Origin of the sequence: Flavobacterium sp. ACN2 (assembly GCF_002303885.1) — a bacterium.
Taxonomy (GTDB): Bacteria; Bacteroidota; Bacteroidia; order Flavobacteriales; family Flavobacteriaceae; genus Flavobacterium.
Map to the genome: position 1 here is coordinate 15,453 of NZ_MRCM01000017.1, position 22,529 is coordinate 37,981.

A 22,529-nucleotide genomic window follows, 5' to 3' on the forward strand; every position below is an offset into this window, starting at 1 on the left:
TCAGGCTGAGCGAAGTCGAAGCCACATTCCACTTTGAGAGCCTTCGACTTCGCTCAGGATGACAATCGTATTTCGAACTTCATTATTTCCTTCGAAAAATCTTTTCAACAAATCGTAATTCACAATTCGTATTTCGTTTTTTATATTTTACCTTTGACCTCTCAATAAAAACAAAGATTATGGTTTATAAATTTAGAGTTATTCTAGACGCCGAAGAAGATATTTTTAGAGACATTGCTATTCTTGAGGAAGACACTCTTGAGGATTTACACAATGCAATCTTCAACTCTTTTGGCTTTGACGGATCAGAAGTGGCTTCATTTTATACTTGTGATGATACTTGGAATCAAGAAGATGAAATTCCGCTTTTCGATACAGGAGATGTTCCTGGCGAAATAAGAACCATGAACGATTATCCGTTATCAAGTATTTTAGACGAAGACAATACTAAAATTATCTACGTTTATGACTTCATCAGTATGTGGACTTTCTTAGTTGAATTGGCTGCCGTTGAAGATGAACAAGTTGGAGTTACTTACCCAGAAACTTTGTTTTCTCATGGTGAAATGCCAGCAGACGCTATCGAAAAAAACTTTGAAGCTGATGACATGCATGATGATATCTACGGAGAATTTGAAGACGATCTAGACGAAGACGATCTTGACATGTTCGAAGGCGATGACAGCTTCGAAGATTATGGATTTGAGGAGAATTGGAATTAATCTTTTTTAAGGTTCTAAGGTCCTGAGATGCTAAGGTTCTAAGTTTTTGTTTTTGAAAGTTTTTTCTTATTTTTAATTCTTCGAATTAAAAATATTAAGCATGAGCAATTTTAGAACTTTATTGGTTTGGCAGAAATCTATGACCTTGATTACCAAAATTTATTCCTTAACAAACAAATTCCCCAAAGAAGAAGTCTTTGGATTAACTTCACAAATTAGACGTAGTTCGATTTCTATTCCCAGTAATATTGCCGAAGGATTTGGAAGAGAAAGTGATAAAGATCTTTTACGCTTCTTAAACATTTCTGTTGGCTCATTATTTGAAATGCAAACGCAGTTAGAAATAGCAAAAAACATATCTTATTTAAAAGAAGAAGATTTTAATAACTTATATGAGGACAGTCGCGAAGTAGAAAGAATGTTAGTTTCTTTTATAAAAAAAGTAAAAGACAGAACCAAACCTTAGTACCTTAGCATCTCAGAACCTCAGTACCTAAAAAAATATGATCAACTTATTCAATACCCACATCGACACCCTTTCCATACACCGCGTTGGAAACAAAAGTCGTAACGAAGCTATTTTTTTATCAGAGCAACCATTCAACTTAAATGATGAGATTGTTCCTTTGATTAAAGAATTCTTTTTTAAGCCTTTTAGAGAAAAAGAAGAAAACTATTATCAGTTTGCACACGAAGTGGACTTGGACTACAACGACATGTTTAAGTATGCAACTGAGATTTTTGCAAATCCGTCAAATGTTCATGAAGTTTCTAAAAACATCACAAAACATTTATACGAGCAGTCAAATCACCCGCACATTAAAAACGGAGAGGTTTATGTAACCTATTTGACAAACTTAAGTATTGACAACAATGTTGTTGATGCGATCGGAATTTTTAAAAGTGAGTTACAAGCAGACTTTTTACAGTTTGAAGAAAATAACAGTAACCTTGAGATGATTTTACAACAGGGAATCAACCTGAATAAATTAGATAAAGGATGTTTGATCTTCAACTACAAAAAAGAAGAAGGATACAAAATCCTGACTGTAGACAGCAACCGTTATGATGCACGTTACTGGTTAGAGCACTTTTTATCTGTTGATGCTTTTGAAGATGAAAATTTCATCACTAAAAAATATTTGAAATTCTGTCAAAACTTCGCAAAAGACGTGGTTTTGCCAGCAGAAGACAAGAAAGAGGAAGTAATGTTTATGAACCGATCTGTGAATTATTTCGCTAAAAATGATCAGTTTGAAGAACAGAATTTCTTGAATGAAGTAATTGATAATCCTGATTTGATCCCTGAATTTAAAAACTATAAAGTTGATAAAGGAGAAAAATACAGCATCGAAGATGTTACCTCATTCCCAATTGCCAACGCAGCAGTTTCTGACGCTAGAAAATCGATTAAAAATGTAATTAATTTGGATACTCATATTCAGATTAAAATGGATTTTATTAATCCTGAAAGCGCAGAAAAATTTGTGGAAAAAGGCTGGGATGAAGAAAAACAAATGTATTACTACTTAGTTTACTTCAACAAAGAAGAAAAAAGCTAAGAAGTTTTCATTTTCTATTACTTACTTATTAATACAGAAAACGGCAGTTACAAATGTAATTGCCGTTTTTTTATTGTCTTGAATTTTAATGTTATAAAACCGAAAATACGGCTTTTACAATATCATCGTAAACTTGTTTGTTTCTTTCTCCAGCACGAGCCCAAACTCGAATTCCCGAATAATTATTAAAGATAAATCGGGCCAAAACTTTTGCCTCCAGCTGTTTGGAAATATGTCCAGCCTCCTGCCCTTTTTTAACAGCGTTTGTAAAAACTTCTTCCATAGTTTGGCTGTTGCTTTTTACAATTTTAGCAATTTCTTCATCGTGCATAGCCAATTCTACAGACGAGTTAACCATAAAACAGCCTTTTGTAATTCGGTCTTCCAAACTTTCGATAACAGCTTGCTTAAAAATAGCCTGTAATGTTTCTTTGATATTTTCAGATTTTTCTAAAAGCTCCTTGACAGTATCTTGCGATTGTTGCTGATAACGCTGTAAAGACTTTGTAAACAATTGCTGCTTATCGCCAAAAGTATCATACAAACTAGAACGGCTCAAACCTAAGTGAGTTACCAAATCCTGAGCCGAAGTTCCGTTGTAACCTTTGTGCCAAAAAATTTCTATTGCTTTATCTAAAGCCTGATCTTCATTAAATTCTTTTGTTCTAGCCATGACATTCCAATTAAATTCATTTACAAAGATATAAAAATACGGAACAATCGTTCCTGAATTAGTCAAAAAAATTATAATACGGTATTTACGATAAGTCCACCATCTACCACAATTTCAGATCCAGTTATAAACGACGCATCCTCTGAAGCTAAGAAACTAACTGTTTTCGCAACTTCTGCAGCTTGTCCAAAACGTTTTAATAAAATTTTCTCACCTAAAGCAGATCCCAATCCTTCTACTTCTTCTTTTTCTAAACCCACTTTTCCGTACAATGGTGTTTCAATTGGACCAGGAGAAACCGCATTTACTCTAATTTTTCTTGAAGCCAATTCTACAGCAAAAACTTTATTTAAAGATAATACGGCTGCTTTACTTGCGGCATAAACACTAGAATTTGGCATTCCAACATGAGCGTTTACAGAAGTATTAAAGATAATTGAACCTCCATCGTTTAAAATTGGTAATACTTTTTGAACGGTAAAATAAACTCCTTTTACGTTCACATTCATGATACTGTCATAATGATCTTCTGAAGCTGAATCTAGAGGCGCAAAAGCTGCTATTCCAGCATTCAAGAATAAAATATCCACTTTTCCGAATTTTGCTTTTACTTCTTCAACCAAATTATCAATTGATTTTAAATCAGATTGATCGGCTACAATTCCTGTAACATTCAATTCTGTTTCCGCTTTCGCTAAAGCTTCTTTGTTTCTACCTGTTACAATTACTTTTGCTCCTTTTGATACTAAATCGGCTGCCGCTGCATATCCGATTCCACTATTACCACCTGTCACGATTGCTACTTTGTTTTCTAAACTTTTCATTTTTATCTGTTTTTAAGTTATTGATTATTCAATTATTACAGTACAAAGATATAATAACGGAACGATCGTTCCGTTATTAATAATGTTAATTTTTAGTTAAAATAAAAAAGCACTTCCCGAAACCCTTTAATTCTAAGGAAAACAACTATTTAACTATAGAGGAAAGAAATCGAAAAATGTCGAGTATTCTTAATTTATCCTTAATTTTGCATTAAAAAATAACTCAGATGGATATTCAATTTTTTAAAGAAAGTCCTTTTACCACTATAATTTCATTTCACAAGCTAATTGAATCTTTTGAAGAAATTGCGCAATCAAATGTTGATTACAGGTCAAACTATGCCAAAGCGATTTTAGAACAGATTGAATTAATTCCGGAACTTAGGACTGGAATCCAGGATTATTCGGTTATCAAAAACAATGAAGCTTTAATTAAAAATATATTAGCCGATTTATTTCCGACTGCATTGACGCACAACGAAATAAAAGCGGTAACAATTCCGTTTCAAAATATCTCCTTCAATTATACGGAGCGCTTCAAGAAAATCTTGAAAAATGCGGGAGACGAATTTTATATGGAAATTCGTGATTTTAGCGAACATCAATTTTACATCAATAACTGCTGTTTAATTTTAAGCAACTATTACAAACAGCATATTGACTTCAATCAGCCATTTTTCTACGATATTCCAGATGAAAATGGCGTTGAAAAACATTACCGCATTTTGTACAATGCCGATTTCATGGAAATTATTCCTACTGAAAACGCTATTCCTTTAACTCAAGAAGATATCGATCAATTAATAGATAATTACAACGATATTGATTTATGGAAATCTAAATTTCCTAAAGGAAGCTGGATTTTAAGAGGTTTTGGTATTGTTTCTTTGTTTGATGCAACGACCGAAAGTGCTATTTCTATATTGAAAAGTAATCTCTTGAAGCCTGGTCCAAAAACAGTGACAACTGGTGAGGAGGTTTCTAATATTTTCCAATCGATTTTTAATCTTCCAAACTTGAAAGTTGGATTCATTATTTACAATCCCGAGGAAGAGAAATTTATGCGACCTGCGAAATACGAAAACCAACTCAAAAGCTTCTTACTTTCTTCTGATCAGGAAGTAGATTGCAAAAATGCTTTTTTTGGATGTTCCTTTGAAAATTTACTGGACAATAGAGAACCTTTTGTTATTTCTAATGTCAGCAAATTCACTGAAGAACAAACTAATAAAAGATTAGGCGAACATTTACTACAACAAGCAATTCAGAGCTGTATTTTTGCTCCAGTCATCAAAAGCGGACATTTGTTAGGTGTTGTCGAATTGGTTTCTGAAAATCCGAGAGATTTAAATAGCGTAAATGCTACAAAACTAGATTTGGTTCTTCCCTATTTAACTGACACAATTGATCGTTACAATACTGATATGCAGCACCAGATCGAAGCGATTATTCAGCGAGAATATACTACAATTCACCCTAGCGTTTACTGGAAATTTAAAAGGGAATCACAAAATTACTTTCAGAATATGAATCATACTAAAGATTATATTTTTAAAGAAATTGTTTTTAAAAATGTATATCCGTTGTATGGCCAGATTGATATTAAAGGTTCGTCTGAACATCGAAATGAAACTGTAAAAATTGATTTAAAAAGTCAGCTTACAGCTCTTTTGGAGATCTTTGATAATCAAGAATCTAATTCGAATCTTGTTCTTTTGGAACAGAGAAAATTTGAACTTGAATCGCTTAGAAGCGAACTGGATCTTCCTTTAAAAGCAGATACAGAACAACATGTTCAGCGTTATATTGAAGAAGAAATTCATCCGATTTTAAAAAATACTAAAAGCAATGCGAAAAGCGAAAAGCTGGAAAAATTGTACTTTGAAAAACTGGACGAAAAAACTGGAATGTTTTACCACGAAAGAAAAAAGTTCGACAATGCAATGTCGATTATCAATAAAAGATTGGCAACTGTTTTAGACAGAAAACAAGTTGAAGCACAACAGATTTATCCGCATTATTACGAACGTTTTAAAACAGATGGTGTAGAGCATAATTTGTATATTGGAGCTTCAATTTCGCCAACTAAACCATTCGATATCATGTATCTGCATAATCTTCGTTTATGGCAATTGCAGACTTTATGCGAAATGGAATTGGAACATCATGACCTTAAAACTTCATTACCATACGAATTGGATGTTACTTCGTTGATTTTGGTTTTCAGTTCTGCCCTTTCAATCCGTTTTAGAATGGATGAAAAACGTTTTGATGTTGATGGAACTTATAATGCAAGATACGAAGTCGTTAAAAAACGAATTGACAAATCGCATATTAAAGGAACAAACGAAAGAATTACTGAGAAAGAGAAAATCACCATTGTATATTCTCAAAATAGCGAAGAAGCAGAATATTTAAAATATATTAAATATTTACAGCACAAGAAAATTCTTGAGCCTTCTATTGAACAATTTGAAGTTGAAGATCTTCAGGGAGTTTCAGGTTTGAGAGCTATTCGCGTTAAAGTAATTAATAATAATGCAGACCCAGGGGTTAAAAAAATAACCTATCAAGATTTATTAGATGAGCTCAACTAAATAGTTGAGCTTTTTTTGTTTTTTAAACACATAGAAACATAGATTTTAAAACTTAAAAAAGGCGTTTCACTTGCATCAATTCACATAGCTATGTGTGAGAAACTAGTTTCTTTCTTTATTCTTTGTAGATAAGAAAAAACTATGTTTCTATGTGTTTAAAAATATTTCTGTATAAAAAAACTTTGTCAAAGTTTGAAACTTTGACAAAGTTAATTAGCTTTAAATTGATTTAAAAGCAATCACAAATGCGATTACGGTTATGATGATTCCGAACATAAAAAAGTTATAGGCAATTCGGAGTAAATTATATTTTCGCTGTAAAACCAATCCTAGATAATACAAATCTTTGATCATGGTTGAGTACAAATAATCACGGTCTTTCATCATTTCATTCATTGCCCAATCGTAATCTTCAAGAGGCATTTTATAGAAATTTCCAAAAAACATTAAATTCACTTTTTTAGCCTCCACATCGTCTCTTGTAAAAAATCCAGAAGTTACTTTTGGACGCGTAGAAAGAATGGCAAAAATAATCGTAATTACACTAGACATCAGCATAATAAAAGTCGGAACAACTAAATGTGCATTTTTTGGACTGTCTAATTTTGGAATAATAGAAGACAAGGCAATCGAAATAATAATCGCATTTACCGACAATAATATATTGGCTTTACTATCTGCAATACCGCTTAGACGAGTATGATTTCCGAGAGTGACACGAAACAGAGTATCAATTCCGCGGTCTGGTTTTTCAGCTTTTTCAGCTTTTTCTTTCTTTTTATTTTCTTCCTCAAGTGCAGCAGCGGCTTTCAATTCCTGCTTATTGATTTTTTTCTGAATCATTAATAGATTTTTTTCCTTCAGAGGTTGCCATTTTCTTAAAGCATAATCGGTATAAAATCTATGTTTATTCAACAAGAAATTTAAATTTTCTCTTGTCCATTCGGCATTAGAAAAACTAACTATTCCTGCATTTTTCAATTCCAGACGCAATAATTCGCAAGTTGTAGCATATTCCGCTCCCATTAAATGCGCGTAATCTGCATCTCTTATAATTTTTTCAAGATGCGTTTTAGGTTCATATTCTTTAACTGTCGCTAAAATTAAACTTGAAACAAGCGCAATAAATTCTTCTGATTTTCCTTTTTTACGCAAAAAATCTGCTGCAATTTCAGTGCTTTTCTGCTCATGATTTTCATATCCTTCTATATATCCAGTGTCGTGAAACCATGCAGCAACCAAAAGTGCCTCTTTATCCTCGCCTTCTACATCTTCTTTTTTACAAAGTTCTTTTACCGCTGTAACCACCGTAAAAGTATGATTAAAATTATGGTAAGAATATAAATTAGAAAGTTTATCTTTGAGTAAATTACCGACAAAATCTTCGGATTGTTCTATTAGATTCATAAAGAATATTTTTATACCACTAAATTATGAAATTGTTTTTGGATAATCATTTTATTGCCAAGATTAAAAACTTTTCTTTGGCAATTATGGCCCTATTCATCGTTTACTCTTGTTCTACGCACAAACCGCAGTACGGGAAAAACGTTAGTGCCAACGAAACAGAAAACGCAACTGACACTATAAAAATTGCACATACATTTTTTCTTGTTGGAGATGCTGGAAATGCCGATGAAGAACAAGCGCAACAAACGCTCGAACTTTTGCATCAAAAACTGAAAAAAGCAAATAAAAAATCGACACTTCTTTTCTTGGGAGATAACATTTACCCCAAAGGTTTTCCGGGTAACAAAAACCCTGAAGACAAGGCTTTAGCAGAAACTAAACTGACGAATCAATTAAAATTAACGGAAGGTTTTAAAGGAAGAACAATCGTAATTCCTGGAAATCATGATTGGTACAGTGGAATTAAAGGTTTAGAACGTCAAGCCGATTTTGTCACGAAATATTTGAATGACAAAAAAGGATTTCTTCCAAGAAAATCATGCCCGATTGAAGATGTAAAAATTGATAGCGTTACTACTTTGATAGCTGTTGATAGTGAATGGTTTTTGGAAGATTGGAACGATCACCCAACCATAAATGATAATTGTGAAATAAAAACTAGAGAAGCATTTTTTGAAGAATTAGAAAGCCTTTTAAACAAAAATCAAGAAAAGACAGTTGTCTTAGCTATTCATCATCCATTATTAAGCAACGGAACCCATGGCGGACAATTTTCATTAGAAAAACAATTATTCCCTCTAGAACAAAAAATTCCGCTTCCGGTAATTGGCTCTTTTATTAATTTAGTTCGAAAAACATCTGGAGTTAGTCCGCAGGATATTCAAAATAAGCAATATACTATTTATGCTAAAAGAATAAAAACGCTTTTGCAAAAGCAGAAAAATGTCATTGTAGTTTCTGGACACGATCACAATCTGCAATATATCAGCAAAGAAAACATTCAGCAGATCATTAGTGGTGCAGGATCAAAATCGGAAGCAGCAAGAGCCATTAATCCTTACGATTTTTCATATGGAGGAAATGGTTATGCGGTCTTAACAATGTTTAAAAGTGGCGATGCTAAGGTCTCGTATTATGGAAATGAAAACAATAAAGAGAAGCTACTTTTTGAACGCGAAATTATAAAAGCCAAAGAAATTAACTGGGCTTCAGATATTCCGAATAAATTTCCTGCTACGGTGACCACTTCGATTTATTCTCCAAAAATGACTCAAAAAGGTGTGTTTCACAGATTTTTATTTGGACAACATTACAGAAAATATTACAGTATGCCAATTGAAGCCACAACAGCAACGGTTGATACTTTAAAAGGTGGTTTGAAACCAATTCGCGAAGGCGGAGGACATCAATCGGTTTCTTTAAGAATGTCTGATCCTAAAGGGCGTGAATATGTAATGCGTGCAATGAAAAAAAGTGCCACAGTATTTTTACAATCAGTAGCTTTTAAAGATCAATATGTGGTAAATGATTTTCAAAAAACATACGCAGAAGATTTCTTATTTGATTTTTACACGACTTCTCATCCTTATTCTTCTTTTGCAATTGGGAGCATGTCTGATCAAATTGGTTTGAGACATACGAATCCGATTTTATATTATATTCCGAAACAAAATGGTTTAGGAGAATTTAATGCCAGTTTTGGAGATCAATTATATATGGTAGAAGAAAGACCGGCTGACAATCATTTGGACGGAAAAAATTTCGGTAAACCAAGCAACATCATTGGAACTGATGATATGATGCTTAATCTCCATAAAGATGAAAAATATGGCGTTGATGAAAAAGAATATATAAAAGCACGTTTATTTGATATCCTTCTAGGAGATTGGGACAGACACAGCGATCAATGGCGTTGGGCTGAATATAAAGAAGATGGAAAAGTAATTTATAGACCAATTCCGAGAGATCGCGATCAGGCTTTTGTAAAATACGATGGCGCTTTGCTTTCGCTTATCATGAATATGCCTCCGCTTCGTCATATGCGTTCTTTTAAAGGCGACAGAATCAATGTAAAATGGCTAGGAAGAGAACCTTATCCGATGGATTTGGCATTTCTAAAAACTGCTCAAGAAAAAGATTGGGTTGAACAGGCTAAATACATTCAGGAAAGCTTGACAGACGCAGATATTGATGAGGCTTTCAAAAATATGCCTAAAGAAGTTCAGGACGAAACGGTCGATGAAATCAAAGCAAAACTAAAAAGCAGAAAAAGAGATCTTCAAAAGTATGCTCGCAGATATTCTGATGTTCTACGCAAAACCGTTATGATTGCTGGAACAGACAAAAAAGACAAATTTGTTTTAAACCATAATGTAAAAAAAGGAATTGAAATTCAGGTTTTCAGAATTAAAAAAGAAGGCGATGAATTGATTTACACTAAAAATGTAACAGATGATAAAACAAAAAATCTTTGGATTTACGGACTAGATGATAATGATGTTTTTGAAGTTAAGGGGGAAGAAAAATCAAGCATTAAAATTCGTTTGATTGGAGGTCAAAACAATGACACTTATAACATTGAAAATGGTAGAAAAGTGATTGTTTACGATTTCAAGTCAAAAGAAAACACTTATAACTTAGATTCAAAGGCACAAACGCAACTGACAGATGACTATGATGTTAATTTGTATAACTACGAAAAACCTAAGTACAATGTAATTGCAGGACTTCCGAACATTGGATATAATCCTGATGATGGTGTAAAAATGGGAGTAAACTTAAATTATACAGTCAATAATTTTAAACAAAATCCTTACACGCAAAGACATATTTTTAATGCTTTTTACTATTTCGCTACTGGTGGTTTAGAATTTAATTATGTAGCACATTTTCCAGGCTTATTAGGAAAATGGGTTATAGATGTGGAATCTTTATATACGACTCCAAACTTTGCCATGAACTATTTTGGTTATGGAAATGAGTCGCAGTATGATGACGATCTAGGAATGGATTACAATCGTGTTCGTATTAGAAAATTTAATGCCTCGGGTGCTGTGAGACACGTTGGAAGATATGGAAGCGAATTTAGCATACAGCCCATTTATCAGAGAATGACTGTTGAAGAAACCGAAAACCGATATATTAATATTCCTGGAATCGTAAATCCTGATGTATTTAATACCCAGAATTTTGGAAGTCTAAAGGTAAAATACCTCTTTAAAAATTCAGATTTCGCTGCAAAACCAACTTTAGGTATGGCTTTTATGGTTGCTGCCACTTGGACAACGAATTTGGATGATACTAAGAAAAATTTCCCTACTCTGGAGAGTTTCTTAGGTTTTACACACAAGATTGATCACAACGGAAAATTGATATTGGCTACTTACGTAAAAGGAAAGGCTATTTTCAACAATAATTACGAATTCTATCAAGGTGCTTCTCTAGGTGGCGATACCGATTTACGAGGTTTTAGAAATGAGCGTTTCTTAGGAAGTTCGTATTTCTCTCAAAGTTCAGATTTACGCTTAAGTATTGGAAAAATCCGTAAAACGATCGTTCCTTTTACTTATGGAATTTTAGGTGGTTTCGACTACGGAAGAGTTTGGCTTGATGGCGAAGATTCTAAAAAATGGCATCACGATTACGGCGGCGGACTTTGGCTGAATGCCATAAATGTTATCACAGCCAGAATTTCTTATTTTAAATCTCCTGACGAAATTGGAAGGGTGATTTTTGGAGCGGCATATAGCTTCTAAAAAAGATGCTGAGATTCTGAGATGCTAAGGTTCTAAGTTTTTTAGCTCTGAGTTAAAAAAAAGCCACGAATTCACGAATTTTAATTAAAGTATTCGTGAATTCGTGGCTTTTTTTTTTTGCTTTAAGACTTAGAACCTTAGCATCTTAGACCCTTATAATCTAAAATCATAAACATTCCCTCCTATTTTATTTGTTTTTTCGTCGGCGATTAATAAAGTATTGTTGTCTTTAAAAACGATGGCTTCTTTTTGCGAGAAGTGATTTAGATTGAGTTCTGTATGAGTCCCTTTATGGAATAAATCTCCTTTAAAATCTTTAAATAAAAGTACTTTATCATGACTTAATAAAGCCACTTTTTTCCCGTCTGGACTTATTGTTGCGCTTGTCAGCACGCAATGATTGTAATTGCTGCACGTTTTAAATTCGCCTATTTTTACGGCTTTCTGAGTTCCTGTAGCATTTTTTATTTTATAGATAAAAGCCGTTCCGTCAAAACCTTTACTTCTGTTTTTGGTAAATAGATAAAAATAACCTCCATGTTCAAAGAAACCTTCAACGTCGTAGAACATTTCTTTTTTCTTTGGCGGAAATTCTTTTTGTTCTGGATAGGAGAATGAAATTTTATATTCGGCTTTGGCCAAATCATTATTCAATTGATTTTTTGCGACTTTATAAATACACAAATCTCTTCTTTCATTATCATTGTTTCCGAAATCTCCGATATAAATATTCCCAGATTTGTCTTTTGTAATATCTTCCCAATCGACATTTGTAGCGTTAGAAATCGTGATTGTTTTAGCCAATTTTCCTTTAGAATCAAGGGCGTAAATAGCATTTTTATTTCCGCTATCTTCTAAAGTGTAAAGCAAATTACTTTCAGGAAAATAAGTAATTCCCGAAACTTCTTTTAATTTTTTCGGAAGTGTATAAAGTTCTTTTAATTTGCTATCTGACTGCTGTTGACACGCCAATAAAACTATAGAAACGGCTACTAAAAAAGATTTTTTCATAATATTATTTTTTATTTTTTTTGTCATCCTGAAGAACGAAGGGATCACACGAGTAATTCTAAACCAAGTTAGTGTTTTTAAAATTACGTGTAATAAATTCAAACGCGGCTTGCATAACGTGTCCCATCGATTTTGCATTTTTGAACTTCATATCGTTCGTGTAACGATACAATTCCATTTTTAACTGCGTCAGATGTTCATGCGTCGAAATGGTATCGTGACACATTATATTCAGTAATTTTTTTATTCTGGTTTCGGCAGAATGAATACGTTTTGCTAAAATAGCTCTTTCCTCATCTTTATACTGAATAATGGAACGTTCTTCTAATTTCTCTTTAATCAACTGGATCATTGGGAAATTTTCTTTAAAAAACTGTGGGCGATAAACTTTAAAATTCCCTTCGTAACATTGCTGATCAAAATCGATTGGACGAATTTTATAAACAACCTGATCAAAATCGTGAATTGGAACAATTACATAATTGTAAGCGCGCATATCTCCCAAAAGACGAATCATACAGCGTTCGTTAAATTTTACAAATTCTTTTGCAATCTGCGCTTTTTCCATTTCGCTACATTTATCCAAAAGTGTATCCATAAAAACATCGCCTGGAATTCCGATGATATGCTCTTCGATCAAGGTGTCTTTATATACCAAAAAATTGATTTTATCTGGGGAAAGAATATCTTCCAATTCTAATCCGTAAATACGTGAAGCATCTGCTTTTTTGATGTAAAAATGAACATAGTTGTCATTGAGAATATTTCGAACTTTGATTCTAAAAGGCTTCGAATTTCCGAAAGTACAATAATCAATTGCATCGACATTCAGAAATTGAATGATTTCGCTATTTCCATCAGAATGCAGAAGCGAATATATTTTTTTTAGATTTAAATCAATTTCATTGCGCTCAAATTCACCATAATACACCCGAATCCAGAGCGTATCATTATCGTATTTGTCATAAACATTTATAGAACCCGAAAAACGAAGCAAGTCATCATAAAACACAGAAACTTTAGAAATACGTTCGTATCGTTCTAAATAGCTTAAAAGTGGCAGTGTTAAAGGGTAAGACGGTTTTTTCAAAACCATTAAAGGCTCGCTCATTTTGAATATCTTTATTACAAATTTACATCAATACGATTTAAAGTTAGAATTTAAAGTAACAAAAATCAACTTGACTCGTCATACTAAAAACTAAAACCAGAAAAATTTGGAAACCATATTAACCATTGAGAATTTAAGTAAAAGATACGGCCGAATTCAGGCTTTGAAAAATGTATCTTTTCAAATACAAAAAGGTCGCGTTTATGGCATTCTAGGGCCAAACGGCAGCGGAAAATCGACTACATTAGGAATTGTTTTAAATGTTGTTAATAAGTCGTCTGGCAATTATCGCTGGTTTGATGGCAATGTAGAAACGCATGATGCTTTAAAAAAAGTGGGTGCAATTATAGAAAGGCCCAATTTTTATCCGTACATGACGGCCGAGCAAAACCTCCAATTGGTTTGCAAAATCAAAAATATAAACTATTCTAAAGTTAATGAAAAACTGGAATTAGTAGGTTTAATCGAAAGAAAAGACAGCAAATTCAGCACTTTTTCTTTAGGAATGAAACAGCGTCTGGCAATTGCATCGGCACTTTTAAACGATCCTGAAATTTTAATTTTAGATGAACCAACGAACGGACTAGATCCTCAGGGAATTCATCAGATTCGAGATATCATTAAAAAAATTGCATCGCAAGGAACTACTATTTTATTGGCCTCTCATTTATTGGACGAAGTAGAAAAAGTTTGCTCGCAAGTAATTGTTTTAAGAAAAGGCGAAGTTTTATATTCTGGCCCTGTTGACGGAATGTCTTCTAACGAAGGTTTCTTTGAATTGCAAGCCGAAGATAATTTAGTTTTAAAAACGGTTTTATCAGAACATCCTGCTATTGATAGAATTACTGAAGAAGAGGGGAAAATTTTAGTTTACTTAAATTCTAACTTATCTGCCTCAGAGTTAAACCAATTTTTATTTTCTAAAAACATTGTTTTAAGCCATTTAGTAAAACGTAAAAACAGTTTAGAAGCTCAATTTTTAGAATTAACCAAAAACGCCATCGCTCAAAAAAACTAAACCATGAAAAGACTTCTCTCTATAGAACTTCAAAAAATCTGGATGAACAAAGCCAGCCGTATATTAACCTTAACTTACTTTGTATTACTTTCTTTTATAGCCTTAATCGCTGCAATAAAATTTGATATAGGCCCTTTCAAATTTCATTTGGCAGAAATGGGAATCTTCAATTTTCCTTTTATCTGGCATTTCAATACGTATGTTGCTGCGTGGCTTAAATTCTTTTTAGCTATTGTAATTGTTTCTATGATGGCGAATGAATATAGCTACGGAACTTTAAAACAAAATCTAATTGATGGTTTAAGCAAAAAAGAATTTATTTTATCCAAGTTTTTAACTGTAGTTTTATTTGCTTTTGGATCTACGGTTTTCGTTTTTGTTATGAGCTTGCTTCTAGGATTCTCTTTTTCATCTTATACCGAATTTGGAATTATTTTTTCTGACTTAGATTATCTTTTAGCCTTTTTTGTAAAGTTGACCGGATTTTTTTCGTTCTGTTTGTTTTTAGGAATTTTAGTAAAACGTTCTGCTTTCGCCCTTGGTTTTCTATTAGTTTGGAGCATCATTGAAGCAATTATAAGAGGCACTTTAGCTTTTAAAATTTTCCCAAACAGCGATACTGATGAAAAAATCACGCAGTTTTTACCTTTAGAATCAATGTCAAATCTAATCGTTAATCCTGGACCAAGATTATCGGTAATTAAAAATATTGGCACTCAAATGGGAATCGAAACAGAAGGCAATTTCAATGTAGATTATACTGCTGTTTTAATCGTTTTAGCTTGGACTTTTGTATTTGTATATTTTTCTTACAAACTATTAAAAAATAGAGATTTGTAGTATATTTGCTACTATGAGTCAACTAAGAACATTTCTAATTCTAATTTTGTGCTGTTTTTTCCATAAAATCAGTGGGCAGAATATTTCTGTAACTGATCCAGCAACTCCAACAGATTTAATTCAAAATGTTTTAATAAATAGTTCTTGTATTGATGTAGAAAGTGTAACGGCATCAGGAAACCCGAATCTAAGTGGACAGAGTTACGGTTCCTTTACAGCTGGTGCCAATTTTCCTTTTTCAGGAGGAATTGTTTTGGCTACTTCGCCTAGCAAAAATGCAGAAGGACCGTTTTACAAACAAGATTCCAAAGGAGTAAGGATTTTAGGTTGGAATGGTGACGCAGATCTTAATGAAGCTTTAGGAATTACAAATAGCACGCAAGCAACACTTATAGAATTTGATTTTACAGCGCAGACCAATTCAATAAGCTTCAATTATATTTTTGCTTCGAATGAATATCAAACTAATTTTCCTTGCACTTATTCAGATGGATTTGCTTTCTTAATTAAAGAAGTCGGAAGTTCTGAAGAATATAAAAATCTTGCCGTTCTACCTAATTCAACTACGGCAGTGTCAGCTACAACGGTTCATCCTAAAATTGAAACCGTAAATGACAATTATGGACAGCCTTTAGAAGGATGTGAAGCTTTAAACGAAAACTACTTTAATGGTTATAATGCAAATGGAAGCCCCATCAATTATGCAGGGCAAACTATTGTAATGAATGCCTCTACAAGTGTAATTCCGAACAGAACATACCATCTAAAATTGGTCGTTGCCGATGATGCAACCAGACAATACAACTCTGCTGTTTTTATAGAAGCGGGCAGTTTTGTAACTAAAATAAATTTTGGAGAAAACAGAACTGTAGCCAATAACAATCCTGTTTGTTATGGCGAAACTTATGTTTTGAACACCAACTTGAGTGCTACAGGCTATACTTTTAAATGGTTTAAAAAAGATGCGTCTAACACTTATTCTGAACTTCCAGGTGTTACATCTCCTTCTTACAACGTAACATCATCGGGAACGTATAAAGTGGAGGCAACCTTGGGCAATACAACTTGTGTTTCTGTTGGAGAAATCACTGTTGAATTTGCTCCCGAAATCCCATCTACGGATACTTCTTTGCTTCAATGTGATGATGATACTGATGGTATTTCAATTTTTGATTTGACTAAAGCTGGCAATTTCATCAAAAACAATGATTCTCAAATTATTAATCAGGGATATTATGAAACTTTGGCAGATGCTCAAGCAAAAACAAATCCAATTTCAAATCCGGAACGATACACCAATAAAGGCGCAGATCAAATTATTTTTGCCCGAATTGAAAACACGTTTGGCTGTAGTAAAATAGCTGAAATTACACTAAACATCTCTAATTCTACTATTCCAGACCAATCTCCAGTAGAAACTTGCGATGGAGACAATATGCAAGACGGTTTGTATCAATTTGATTTAAATGCAGAAGTGACTCCTCAAATTTTAACAGGTTTACCTACAGGCTTGGCAATTAATTATTTTTTAACTGCTTCTGATGCCCTTACCGAAACCAATCTGCTGCCTAATATTTTCAAAAATACAACTCCAAACAGCCAGACGATTTATGCTCGTGTTGTAAATGGTCCAAGTTGTTACGATATTACTTCAATAGAATTAATTGTACACACATTTGATCCTCCTAATTTTGAAGATGAAACGCATTATTTATGTAAAGGAGATGAAATGACGCTAACCGTTGCAACTGGCTTTAGCAGTTATACATGGTCTAATGGAAGCAGTACAAATTCTACCTTAATTAATAGCGCTGGTGATTATTCGGTAACTGTAAAAGATGCGAATGGTTGCGAAAAAACTAAAAAATTTAAAATAATTTTATCTGAACCCGCTTTAATTACTGGAGCAGATGTAAAAGATTTTTCTGGAACTGACAATACAATTCAAGTTCAATACACAGGTGTTGGAAATTATGAATTTTCTCTCGACGGAACTGTTTTTCAAGATAGCCCTACTTTCACACAAGTAAACCCAGGTATATATAATGTAAAGGCTCGGGACAAAAATGGCTGTGGTTTATCTAATTCGTTTTTAGTATATGTTTTGGATTATCCGCGTTTCTTTACTCCAAACGGAGACGGATACAATGATCTGTGGGTTATTAAAAACATTGATCAAATGCCGGATTACACCATTTCTATTTTTGATCGTTACGGAAATCTGCTAAAACAAATGAATCAAAATGGAGCTGGCTGGAACGGAATTTTTAACGGGAGACAAATGCCTTCAGACGATTATTGGTTTACCCTCTTTTTTGCTAATGGAAAAAATGTCAAAGGGCACTTTAGTCTAAAAAGGTAATATCTTAAATTCTTTCTTTTTTAACATCAATACCGTATTTAGCTATTTAATTTAACATCCTTGAAAATAAATTCAACAAAAAACAAAAAATAGCCAACCAACAACAGTTCAGTATTTTAAGATTTCAATTACATTATTCTTACTTTTACATCTTACTTTATTAAGATGAATCGAGTTAAAATATTTCTGTTCCTTTTAATTATCTCCTTAAACCTTTACGGACAAAATGACTGTAAAGATGCTATTTTTGTTTGTGGCAATTCGGGTTTTCAAGGCATAAGTGCTACAGGTGCGGGTCAAATTGCAGAATATTCTCCTTCAGAAGGCAGCTGTTTTTCAGCTGAAAATAACAGCTTATGGCTAAAACTCTATATTAAAACATCTGGAACTTTAGGCTTTATACTAAGACCAGAGAATACTAGTTTAGATGTAGACTTTGATTTTCTCGTATTTGGGCCTACTGCAACATGTAATTCGTTAGGACAATCTATACGGTGCTCATCAACAAATCCCGCTTTGGCTAAACTCCAAAATAACACAACAGGAATGACGGGTCAAGATTATGACACTAGTGAAGGGCCTGGAGAAAAAGGAAATGGTTTTGTAAGTTGGCTTACAGTTACTGCAGGCCAAAGCTATTACATTGTTATTGACAGGTTTTCAGGAAACACTAATTTTTCAATACAATGGACAGGAACCGCAACTTTTGATGATCCTCCACGAATAAACGTTCAACCTTACTCAGATGTACTAGATTTAGAAAAAGTAGACTATAGTGGCGAAACTAATCCTTCTGTAAGTTTTGATCTAACAAAAAATACATCTATTATAGTAGATAATCAAACCGATATGGCTGTTACCTACCATACTACCTCTAATGATGCTATATTAAATTTAAATGCAATCCAAAATCCAGCAGATTTTAAAAATACTACAAGTCCGCAAACCCTTTATCCCCGAATAACCAACACTAAAACGGGCTGTTACAATTGGATCTCATTTAACATCAAAGTAAGCGATAAATTAAACTTCCCAAAAACAACTATAAATATATGCGACGATCAAGATTCTAATTCAACCGATGGAAAAGCTCAAATTAATTTAGACGACATAACCGCAAGTATTTTTGAGAATCAAAATCTACAGAATCTAACCCTAAAATATTATTTATCCAGAAATGATGCTGAAACAGAAACTAATCCGCTATCAGGTACATTTTCTAATAGCATACCTTTTCAGCAATCTATTTTTATAAAAGCTTCAAATAAAACCGCAAGTGTTGCAATACAAGAAATTAAAGTCTTTATAAATCCTCTTCCTGAGATAAAAAGTGCAATTTTAGTACAATGCGACACTGACCAAAACAGCAATGGTTTAGTTTTGTTTAATCTAAAAGAAGCAAATTCTGTTTTAACCAATAACAATCCAGATCTTGAAACTTTATTTTTTTTAAGCAACAACGATGCCTTAAACAATCTTAATGCACTTAATACGGAGTTTAAAAACACGAGTAATCCTCAACAACTATTCGCTCGTGTTACGAATGCAAAAACAAATTGCTTTAGCATAAGCAACTTAACTTTAAAAACAAATATAATTCCAGAATCAACCTTCGATATTGATCCAGTTTGTGACGATGATGGCATAGAAGATGGATTTCATTTATTGGACTTAACTAAATCCAACATCCCGATTACTGGTTCTCAAAACATAGCCTATTTCTCAACCGAAAATGATGCCTTGTTAGAACAGAATTCGATTTTAAATCCAACAGCTTATCAAAATGAAATACCTTATGATCAATTTATTTTTGCACGAATTGAAGAAGGAAATGACTGTTATGGAATCAGTAAAATAAAACTACATATTAATAAACTGCCAAACATTGAAACAAGTGCAGTTACGAATATTTGCGAAAACCTTCCGTTCTATAAAGCACATTTAGATGCTGGAATAATAGAACTTTCTACCATAAATAATTTTATTTATTCCTGGTTCAAAGATGGTGTAAAAGTACCTGATGCCACTTCTTATTCACTAGATGTTAATGAAAGCGGAACGTATACTGCCAATATAACAAACAGCAACAACTGTACAAAAACCAGAACAATAGAAGTTTCTGGATCTAATACCGCAAACATCGAGAGTATAGATGTCGTAGATCTAATAGATGGCTCTTCCAATAAAATAACAATAATTGTATCTGGAAAAGGCAATTACGAATATAGTTTAAACGCGCCATATGGACCTTTTCAAGACTCCAACACATTTGATAATCTCAGCGCTGGCATATATGAGGTATATGTAAACGACAAAAAAAATTGTGGCGTTGTGCATAAAACCGCGGCTGTTGTTGGGGCACCAAAATTTTTTACGCCAAACGATGACGGATACAATGATTACTGGAATATTGTAGGTTTAAATACTACCGAAAACAGAAATGCCACTATTTACATCTTTGATCGATATGGAAAACTTATAAAACAAATTCATCCTTTTGACTTAGGATGGGATGGAACTTTTGCCAACAATCCACTTCCATCTGATGATTATTGGTACACCTTAAAATTAGCAGATAATCGAGAAGCAAAAGGGCATTTTAGTTTAAAAAGATAATATTTAAAATTCCAACTTTTTTAAATTCCAACTTTTTTAAATTCCAAAATCCAAAAAAAATACAAATCCAAAAATTGCAAACAAAAAAAATCCCAAACTCCAGAATTGGAATTTGGGATTTTATATTGAAATTTAAAATATAATTAGATTTTAAATCTTTTTCTATCAGTTTCTGTCAAATAGATTTTTCTCAAACGAATAGATTTTGGTGTAACCTCTACATATTCATCTTTTTGAATGTACTCTAAAGCTTCTTCAAGAGAGAAAATAATCGGAGGAATAATTCTCGCTTTTTCATCAGCTCCAGACGAACGAACGTTAGATTGTTTTTTCTCTTTAGTTACGTTCACACACATATCATCGCTACGAGAGTTTTCACCAATTACTTGTCCTTCGTAAATTTCAGCATTTGGTTCAACGAAAAACTTACCACGATCTTGTAATTTATCGATAGAATAAGGAATCGCTTTTCCTTTTTCCATAGAAATTAATGACCCTTTGTTACGTCCAGAAATTTCTCCTTTGTAAGGCTCATATCCAATGAAACGGTGAGACATAATAGCTTCACCAGCTGTAGCAGTAAGTAATTGGTTACGTAATCCAATAATTCCACGTGATGGAATATTAAATTTGATGATCATACGTTCACCTTTAGTTTCCATACTTAACATTTCACCTTTACGAACTGTTACGAACTCAACCGCTCTACCTGAAAGATTTTCTGGCAAGTCGATTGTTAATTCTTCAATTGGCTCACATTTCACACCATCAACTTCTTTGATGATAACTTGTGGCTGACCAATTTGCAACTCATAACCTTCTCTTCTCATTGTTTCAATAAGAACAGATAAGTGAAGTACACCACGGCCAAAAACCATAAATTTATCAGCAGAATCAGTTTCACCTAACTTCATAGCTAAGTTTTTCTCTAATTCTTTTGTCAATCTTTCTCTAATATGACGAGAAGTTACAAATTTACCTTCTTTACCAAAGAAAGGTGAGTCATTGATCGTAAACAACATACTCATTGTAGGCTCATCAATAGCAATAGAAGCTAAACCTTCAGGATTTTCATGATCTGCAATAGTGTCACCAATTTCAAAACCTTCAACACCAACTACAGCACAAATATCACCTGCAATTACTTCTGCCACTTTTTTACGTCCAAGACCTTCAAAAGTGTGTAATTCTTTGATTCTCGATTTTGTTACAGAACCATCTCTTTTTACTAAAGATATTGGCATACCTTCTTTTAATACACCTCTTTCAAGACGACCGATAGCGATACGACCTGTAAATGCAGAGAAATCTAAAGATGTGATCAACATTTGTGGAGTTCCTTCAGAAACTTTAGGAGCTGGAACATTAGCAATTACCATATCTAGTAAAGGCTCGATGTTTTCTGTTTGGTTTTTCCAATCATCAGACATCCAGTTGTTTTTAGCAGAACCATAAACAGTTGGGAAATCCAATTGCTCTTCAGTAGCACCTAATTCAAACATCAAATCAAAAACTTTTTCGTGAACTTCTTCAGGAGTACAGTTTTCTTTGTCAACTTTATTAATAACAACACAAGGTTTCAAACCTAAGTCAATAGCTTTTTGTAATACAAAACGAGTTTGCGGCATAGGACCTTCAAAAGCATCCACTAGCAAACATACACCATCGGCCATGTTCAATACACGTTCTACTTCACCTCCAAAATCCGCGTGGCCAGGAGTGTCAATAATATTGATTTTTGTTCCTTTGTACTGAACAGAAACGTTTTTAGAAGTAATAGTAATACCTCTCTCACGCTCTAAATCGTTATTATCAAGAATTAAATCACCTGTATTTTCGTTGTCACGAAATAATTGACAGTGATACATAATTTTATCAACCAAAGTGGTTTTACCGTGATCGACGTGGGCAATAATTGCAATATTTCTAATAGATTCCATTTGTGATTTTTAATGGGCGCAAAGGTACACTTTATTTTTTAAAAAAAAATGTTTATACCATAGTTTGCGTATATACAATCAATTAGTT

The 22,529-nt window shown here is 33.2% G+C and carries 15 protein-coding genes; 9 read left to right on the forward strand and 6 right to left on the reverse strand.

Annotation, left to right across the window (positions count from 1 at the left end; genetic code table 11):
- Positions 1–179 precede the first annotated feature (179 nt).
- The 3 genes from BSF41_RS18570 (at position 180) to BSF41_RS18580 (ending at position 2,284) form a co-directional block, all read left to right on the forward strand.
- The gene (locus tag BSF41_RS18570; protein WP_095931003.1) at positions 180–722 is read left to right on the forward strand and encodes a hypothetical protein; all 543 of its coding nucleotides are present in this window, start codon (positions 180–182) and stop codon (positions 720–722) included.
- 100 nt (positions 723–822) lie between these two features.
- Positions 823–1,188 carry a four helix bundle protein gene (locus tag BSF41_RS18575; RefSeq protein ID WP_095931004.1) on the forward strand — a complete coding sequence of 122 codons (366 nt, stop codon included), beginning with the start codon at positions 823–825 and terminating at the stop codon, positions 1,186–1,188.
- 37 nt (positions 1,189–1,225) lie between these two features.
- Positions 1,226–2,284: a nucleoid-associated protein gene (locus tag BSF41_RS18580; protein ID WP_095931005.1), complete on the forward strand. Its 1,059-nt coding sequence runs from the start codon at positions 1,226–1,228 to the stop codon at positions 2,282–2,284.
- 91 nt (positions 2,285–2,375) lie between these two features.
- On the opposite strand, the gene BSF41_RS18585 is transcribed toward BSF41_RS18580, so the two are convergent.
- Together BSF41_RS18585 and BSF41_RS18590 are read right to left on the reverse strand one after the other, a co-directional pair.
- On the reverse strand, positions 2,376–2,957 hold the full coding sequence (locus tag BSF41_RS18585; protein ID WP_095931006.1) for a TetR/AcrR family transcriptional regulator: 582 nt from the start codon (positions 2,955–2,957) through the stop codon (positions 2,376–2,378).
- Positions 2,958–3,028: 71 nt separating this feature from the next.
- Positions 3,029–3,781 carry a glucose 1-dehydrogenase gene (locus BSF41_RS18590; protein WP_095931007.1) on the reverse strand — a complete coding sequence of 251 codons (753 nt, stop codon included), beginning with the start codon at positions 3,779–3,781 and terminating at the stop codon, positions 3,029–3,031.
- A 227-nt stretch (positions 3,782–4,008) separates the two neighbouring features.
- Between BSF41_RS18590 and BSF41_RS18595 the strand changes: the two genes are divergently transcribed.
- Positions 4,009–6,378: a GAF domain-containing protein gene (locus BSF41_RS18595; protein WP_095931008.1), complete on the forward strand. Its 2,370-nt coding sequence runs from the start codon at positions 4,009–4,011 to the stop codon at positions 6,376–6,378.
- Positions 6,379–6,597: 219 nt separating this feature from the next.
- Here the strand turns inward: BSF41_RS18595 and BSF41_RS18600 are convergent, their stop codons facing one another.
- A complete protein-coding gene (locus tag BSF41_RS18600) occupies positions 6,598–7,785 on the reverse strand; it encodes a Pycsar system effector family protein (RefSeq protein WP_095931009.1) in 1,188 nt (395 codons plus the stop codon).
- 26 nt (positions 7,786–7,811) lie between these two features.
- Here BSF41_RS18600 and BSF41_RS18605 point away from each other — a divergent pair, with 26 nt between their 5' ends.
- Positions 7,812–11,543 (forward strand): metallophosphoesterase, encoded by a 3,732-nt coding sequence (locus tag BSF41_RS18605; protein ID WP_095931010.1) that lies wholly within the window; start codon positions 7,812–7,814, stop codon positions 11,541–11,543.
- A 153-nt stretch (positions 11,544–11,696) separates the two neighbouring features.
- Here BSF41_RS18605 and BSF41_RS18610 read toward each other — a convergent pair whose 3' ends face one another.
- Both BSF41_RS18610 and BSF41_RS18615 read right to left on the reverse strand, forming a co-directional pair.
- Positions 11,697–12,554 (reverse strand): SdiA-regulated domain-containing protein, encoded by an 858-nt coding sequence (locus tag BSF41_RS18610; protein ID WP_095931106.1) that lies wholly within the window; start codon positions 12,552–12,554, stop codon positions 11,697–11,699.
- 58 nt (positions 12,555–12,612) lie between these two features.
- Positions 12,613–13,665, reverse strand: a complete 1,053-nt coding sequence (locus BSF41_RS18615) for a hypothetical protein (protein WP_095931011.1) — start codon at positions 13,663–13,665, stop codon at positions 12,613–12,615.
- A 106-nt stretch (positions 13,666–13,771) separates the two neighbouring features.
- On the opposite strand from BSF41_RS18615, the gene BSF41_RS18620 reads away from it, so the two are divergent.
- The 4 genes from BSF41_RS18620 (at position 13,772) to BSF41_RS18635 (ending at position 20,501) form a co-directional block, all read left to right on the forward strand.
- Positions 13,772–14,683, forward strand: a complete 912-nt coding sequence (locus BSF41_RS18620; protein WP_095931012.1) for an ABC transporter ATP-binding protein — start codon at positions 13,772–13,774, stop codon at positions 14,681–14,683.
- Positions 14,684–14,686: 3 nt separating this feature from the next.
- Positions 14,687–15,523, forward strand: coding sequence for an ABC transporter permease (locus tag BSF41_RS18625; RefSeq protein WP_095931013.1), 837 nt, complete (start codon positions 14,687–14,689; stop codon positions 15,521–15,523).
- Positions 15,524–15,536: 13 nt separating this feature from the next.
- The gene (locus BSF41_RS18630) at positions 15,537–17,885 is read left to right on the forward strand and encodes a choice-of-anchor L domain-containing protein (RefSeq protein WP_172426938.1); all 2,349 of its coding nucleotides are present in this window, start codon (positions 15,537–15,539) and stop codon (positions 17,883–17,885) included.
- A 165-nt stretch (positions 17,886–18,050) separates the two neighbouring features.
- Positions 18,051–20,501, forward strand: coding sequence for a T9SS type B sorting domain-containing protein (locus tag BSF41_RS18635; protein ID WP_095931014.1), 2,451 nt, complete (start codon positions 18,051–18,053; stop codon positions 20,499–20,501).
- A gap of 143 nt (positions 20,502–20,644) precedes the next feature.
- Here BSF41_RS18635 and typA read toward each other — a convergent pair whose 3' ends face one another.
- On the reverse strand, positions 20,645–22,441 hold the full coding sequence (gene typA, locus BSF41_RS18640) for a translational GTPase TypA (protein WP_095931015.1): 1,797 nt from the start codon (positions 22,439–22,441) through the stop codon (positions 20,645–20,647).
- Between the last annotated feature and the right edge of the window lie 88 nt (positions 22,442–22,529).

Bases quoted from the DNA above. Each gene is read 5' to 3' on its own strand.
- BSF41_RS18570 (WP_095931003.1), top strand. From the start codon at position 180: ATGGTTTATAAATTTAGAGTTATTCTAGACGCCGAAGAAGATATTTTT.
- BSF41_RS18575 (WP_095931004.1), top strand. From the start codon at position 823: ATGAGCAATTTTAGAACTTTATTGGTTTGGCAGAAATCTATGACCTTG.
- BSF41_RS18580 (WP_095931005.1), top strand. From the start codon at position 1,226: ATGATCAACTTATTCAATACCCACATCGACACCCTTTCCATACACCGC.
- BSF41_RS18585 (WP_095931006.1), bottom strand. From the start codon at position 2,957: ATGGCTAGAACAAAAGAATTTAATGAAGATCAGGCTTTAGATAAAGCA.
- BSF41_RS18590 (WP_095931007.1), bottom strand. From the start codon at position 3,781: ATGAAAAGTTTAGAAAACAAAGTAGCAATCGTGACAGGTGGTAATAGT.
- BSF41_RS18595 (WP_095931008.1), top strand. From the start codon at position 4,009: ATGGATATTCAATTTTTTAAAGAAAGTCCTTTTACCACTATAATTTCA.
- BSF41_RS18600 (WP_095931009.1), bottom strand. From the start codon at position 7,785: ATGAATCTAATAGAACAATCCGAAGATTTTGTCGGTAATTTACTCAAA.
- BSF41_RS18605 (WP_095931010.1), top strand. From the start codon at position 7,812: ATGAAATTGTTTTTGGATAATCATTTTATTGCCAAGATTAAAAACTTT.
- BSF41_RS18610 (WP_095931106.1), bottom strand. From the start codon at position 12,554: ATGAAAAAATCTTTTTTAGTAGCCGTTTCTATAGTTTTATTGGCGTGT.
- BSF41_RS18615 (WP_095931011.1), bottom strand. From the start codon at position 13,665: ATGAGCGAGCCTTTAATGGTTTTGAAAAAACCGTCTTACCCTTTAACA.
- BSF41_RS18625 (WP_095931013.1), top strand. From the start codon at position 14,687: ATGAAAAGACTTCTCTCTATAGAACTTCAAAAAATCTGGATGAACAAA.
- BSF41_RS18630 (WP_172426938.1), top strand. From the start codon at position 15,537: ATGAGTCAACTAAGAACATTTCTAATTCTAATTTTGTGCTGTTTTTTC.
- BSF41_RS18635 (WP_095931014.1), top strand. From the start codon at position 18,051: ATGAATCGAGTTAAAATATTTCTGTTCCTTTTAATTATCTCCTTAAAC.
- typA (WP_095931015.1), bottom strand. From the start codon at position 22,441: ATGGAATCTATTAGAAATATTGCAATTATTGCCCACGTCGATCACGGT.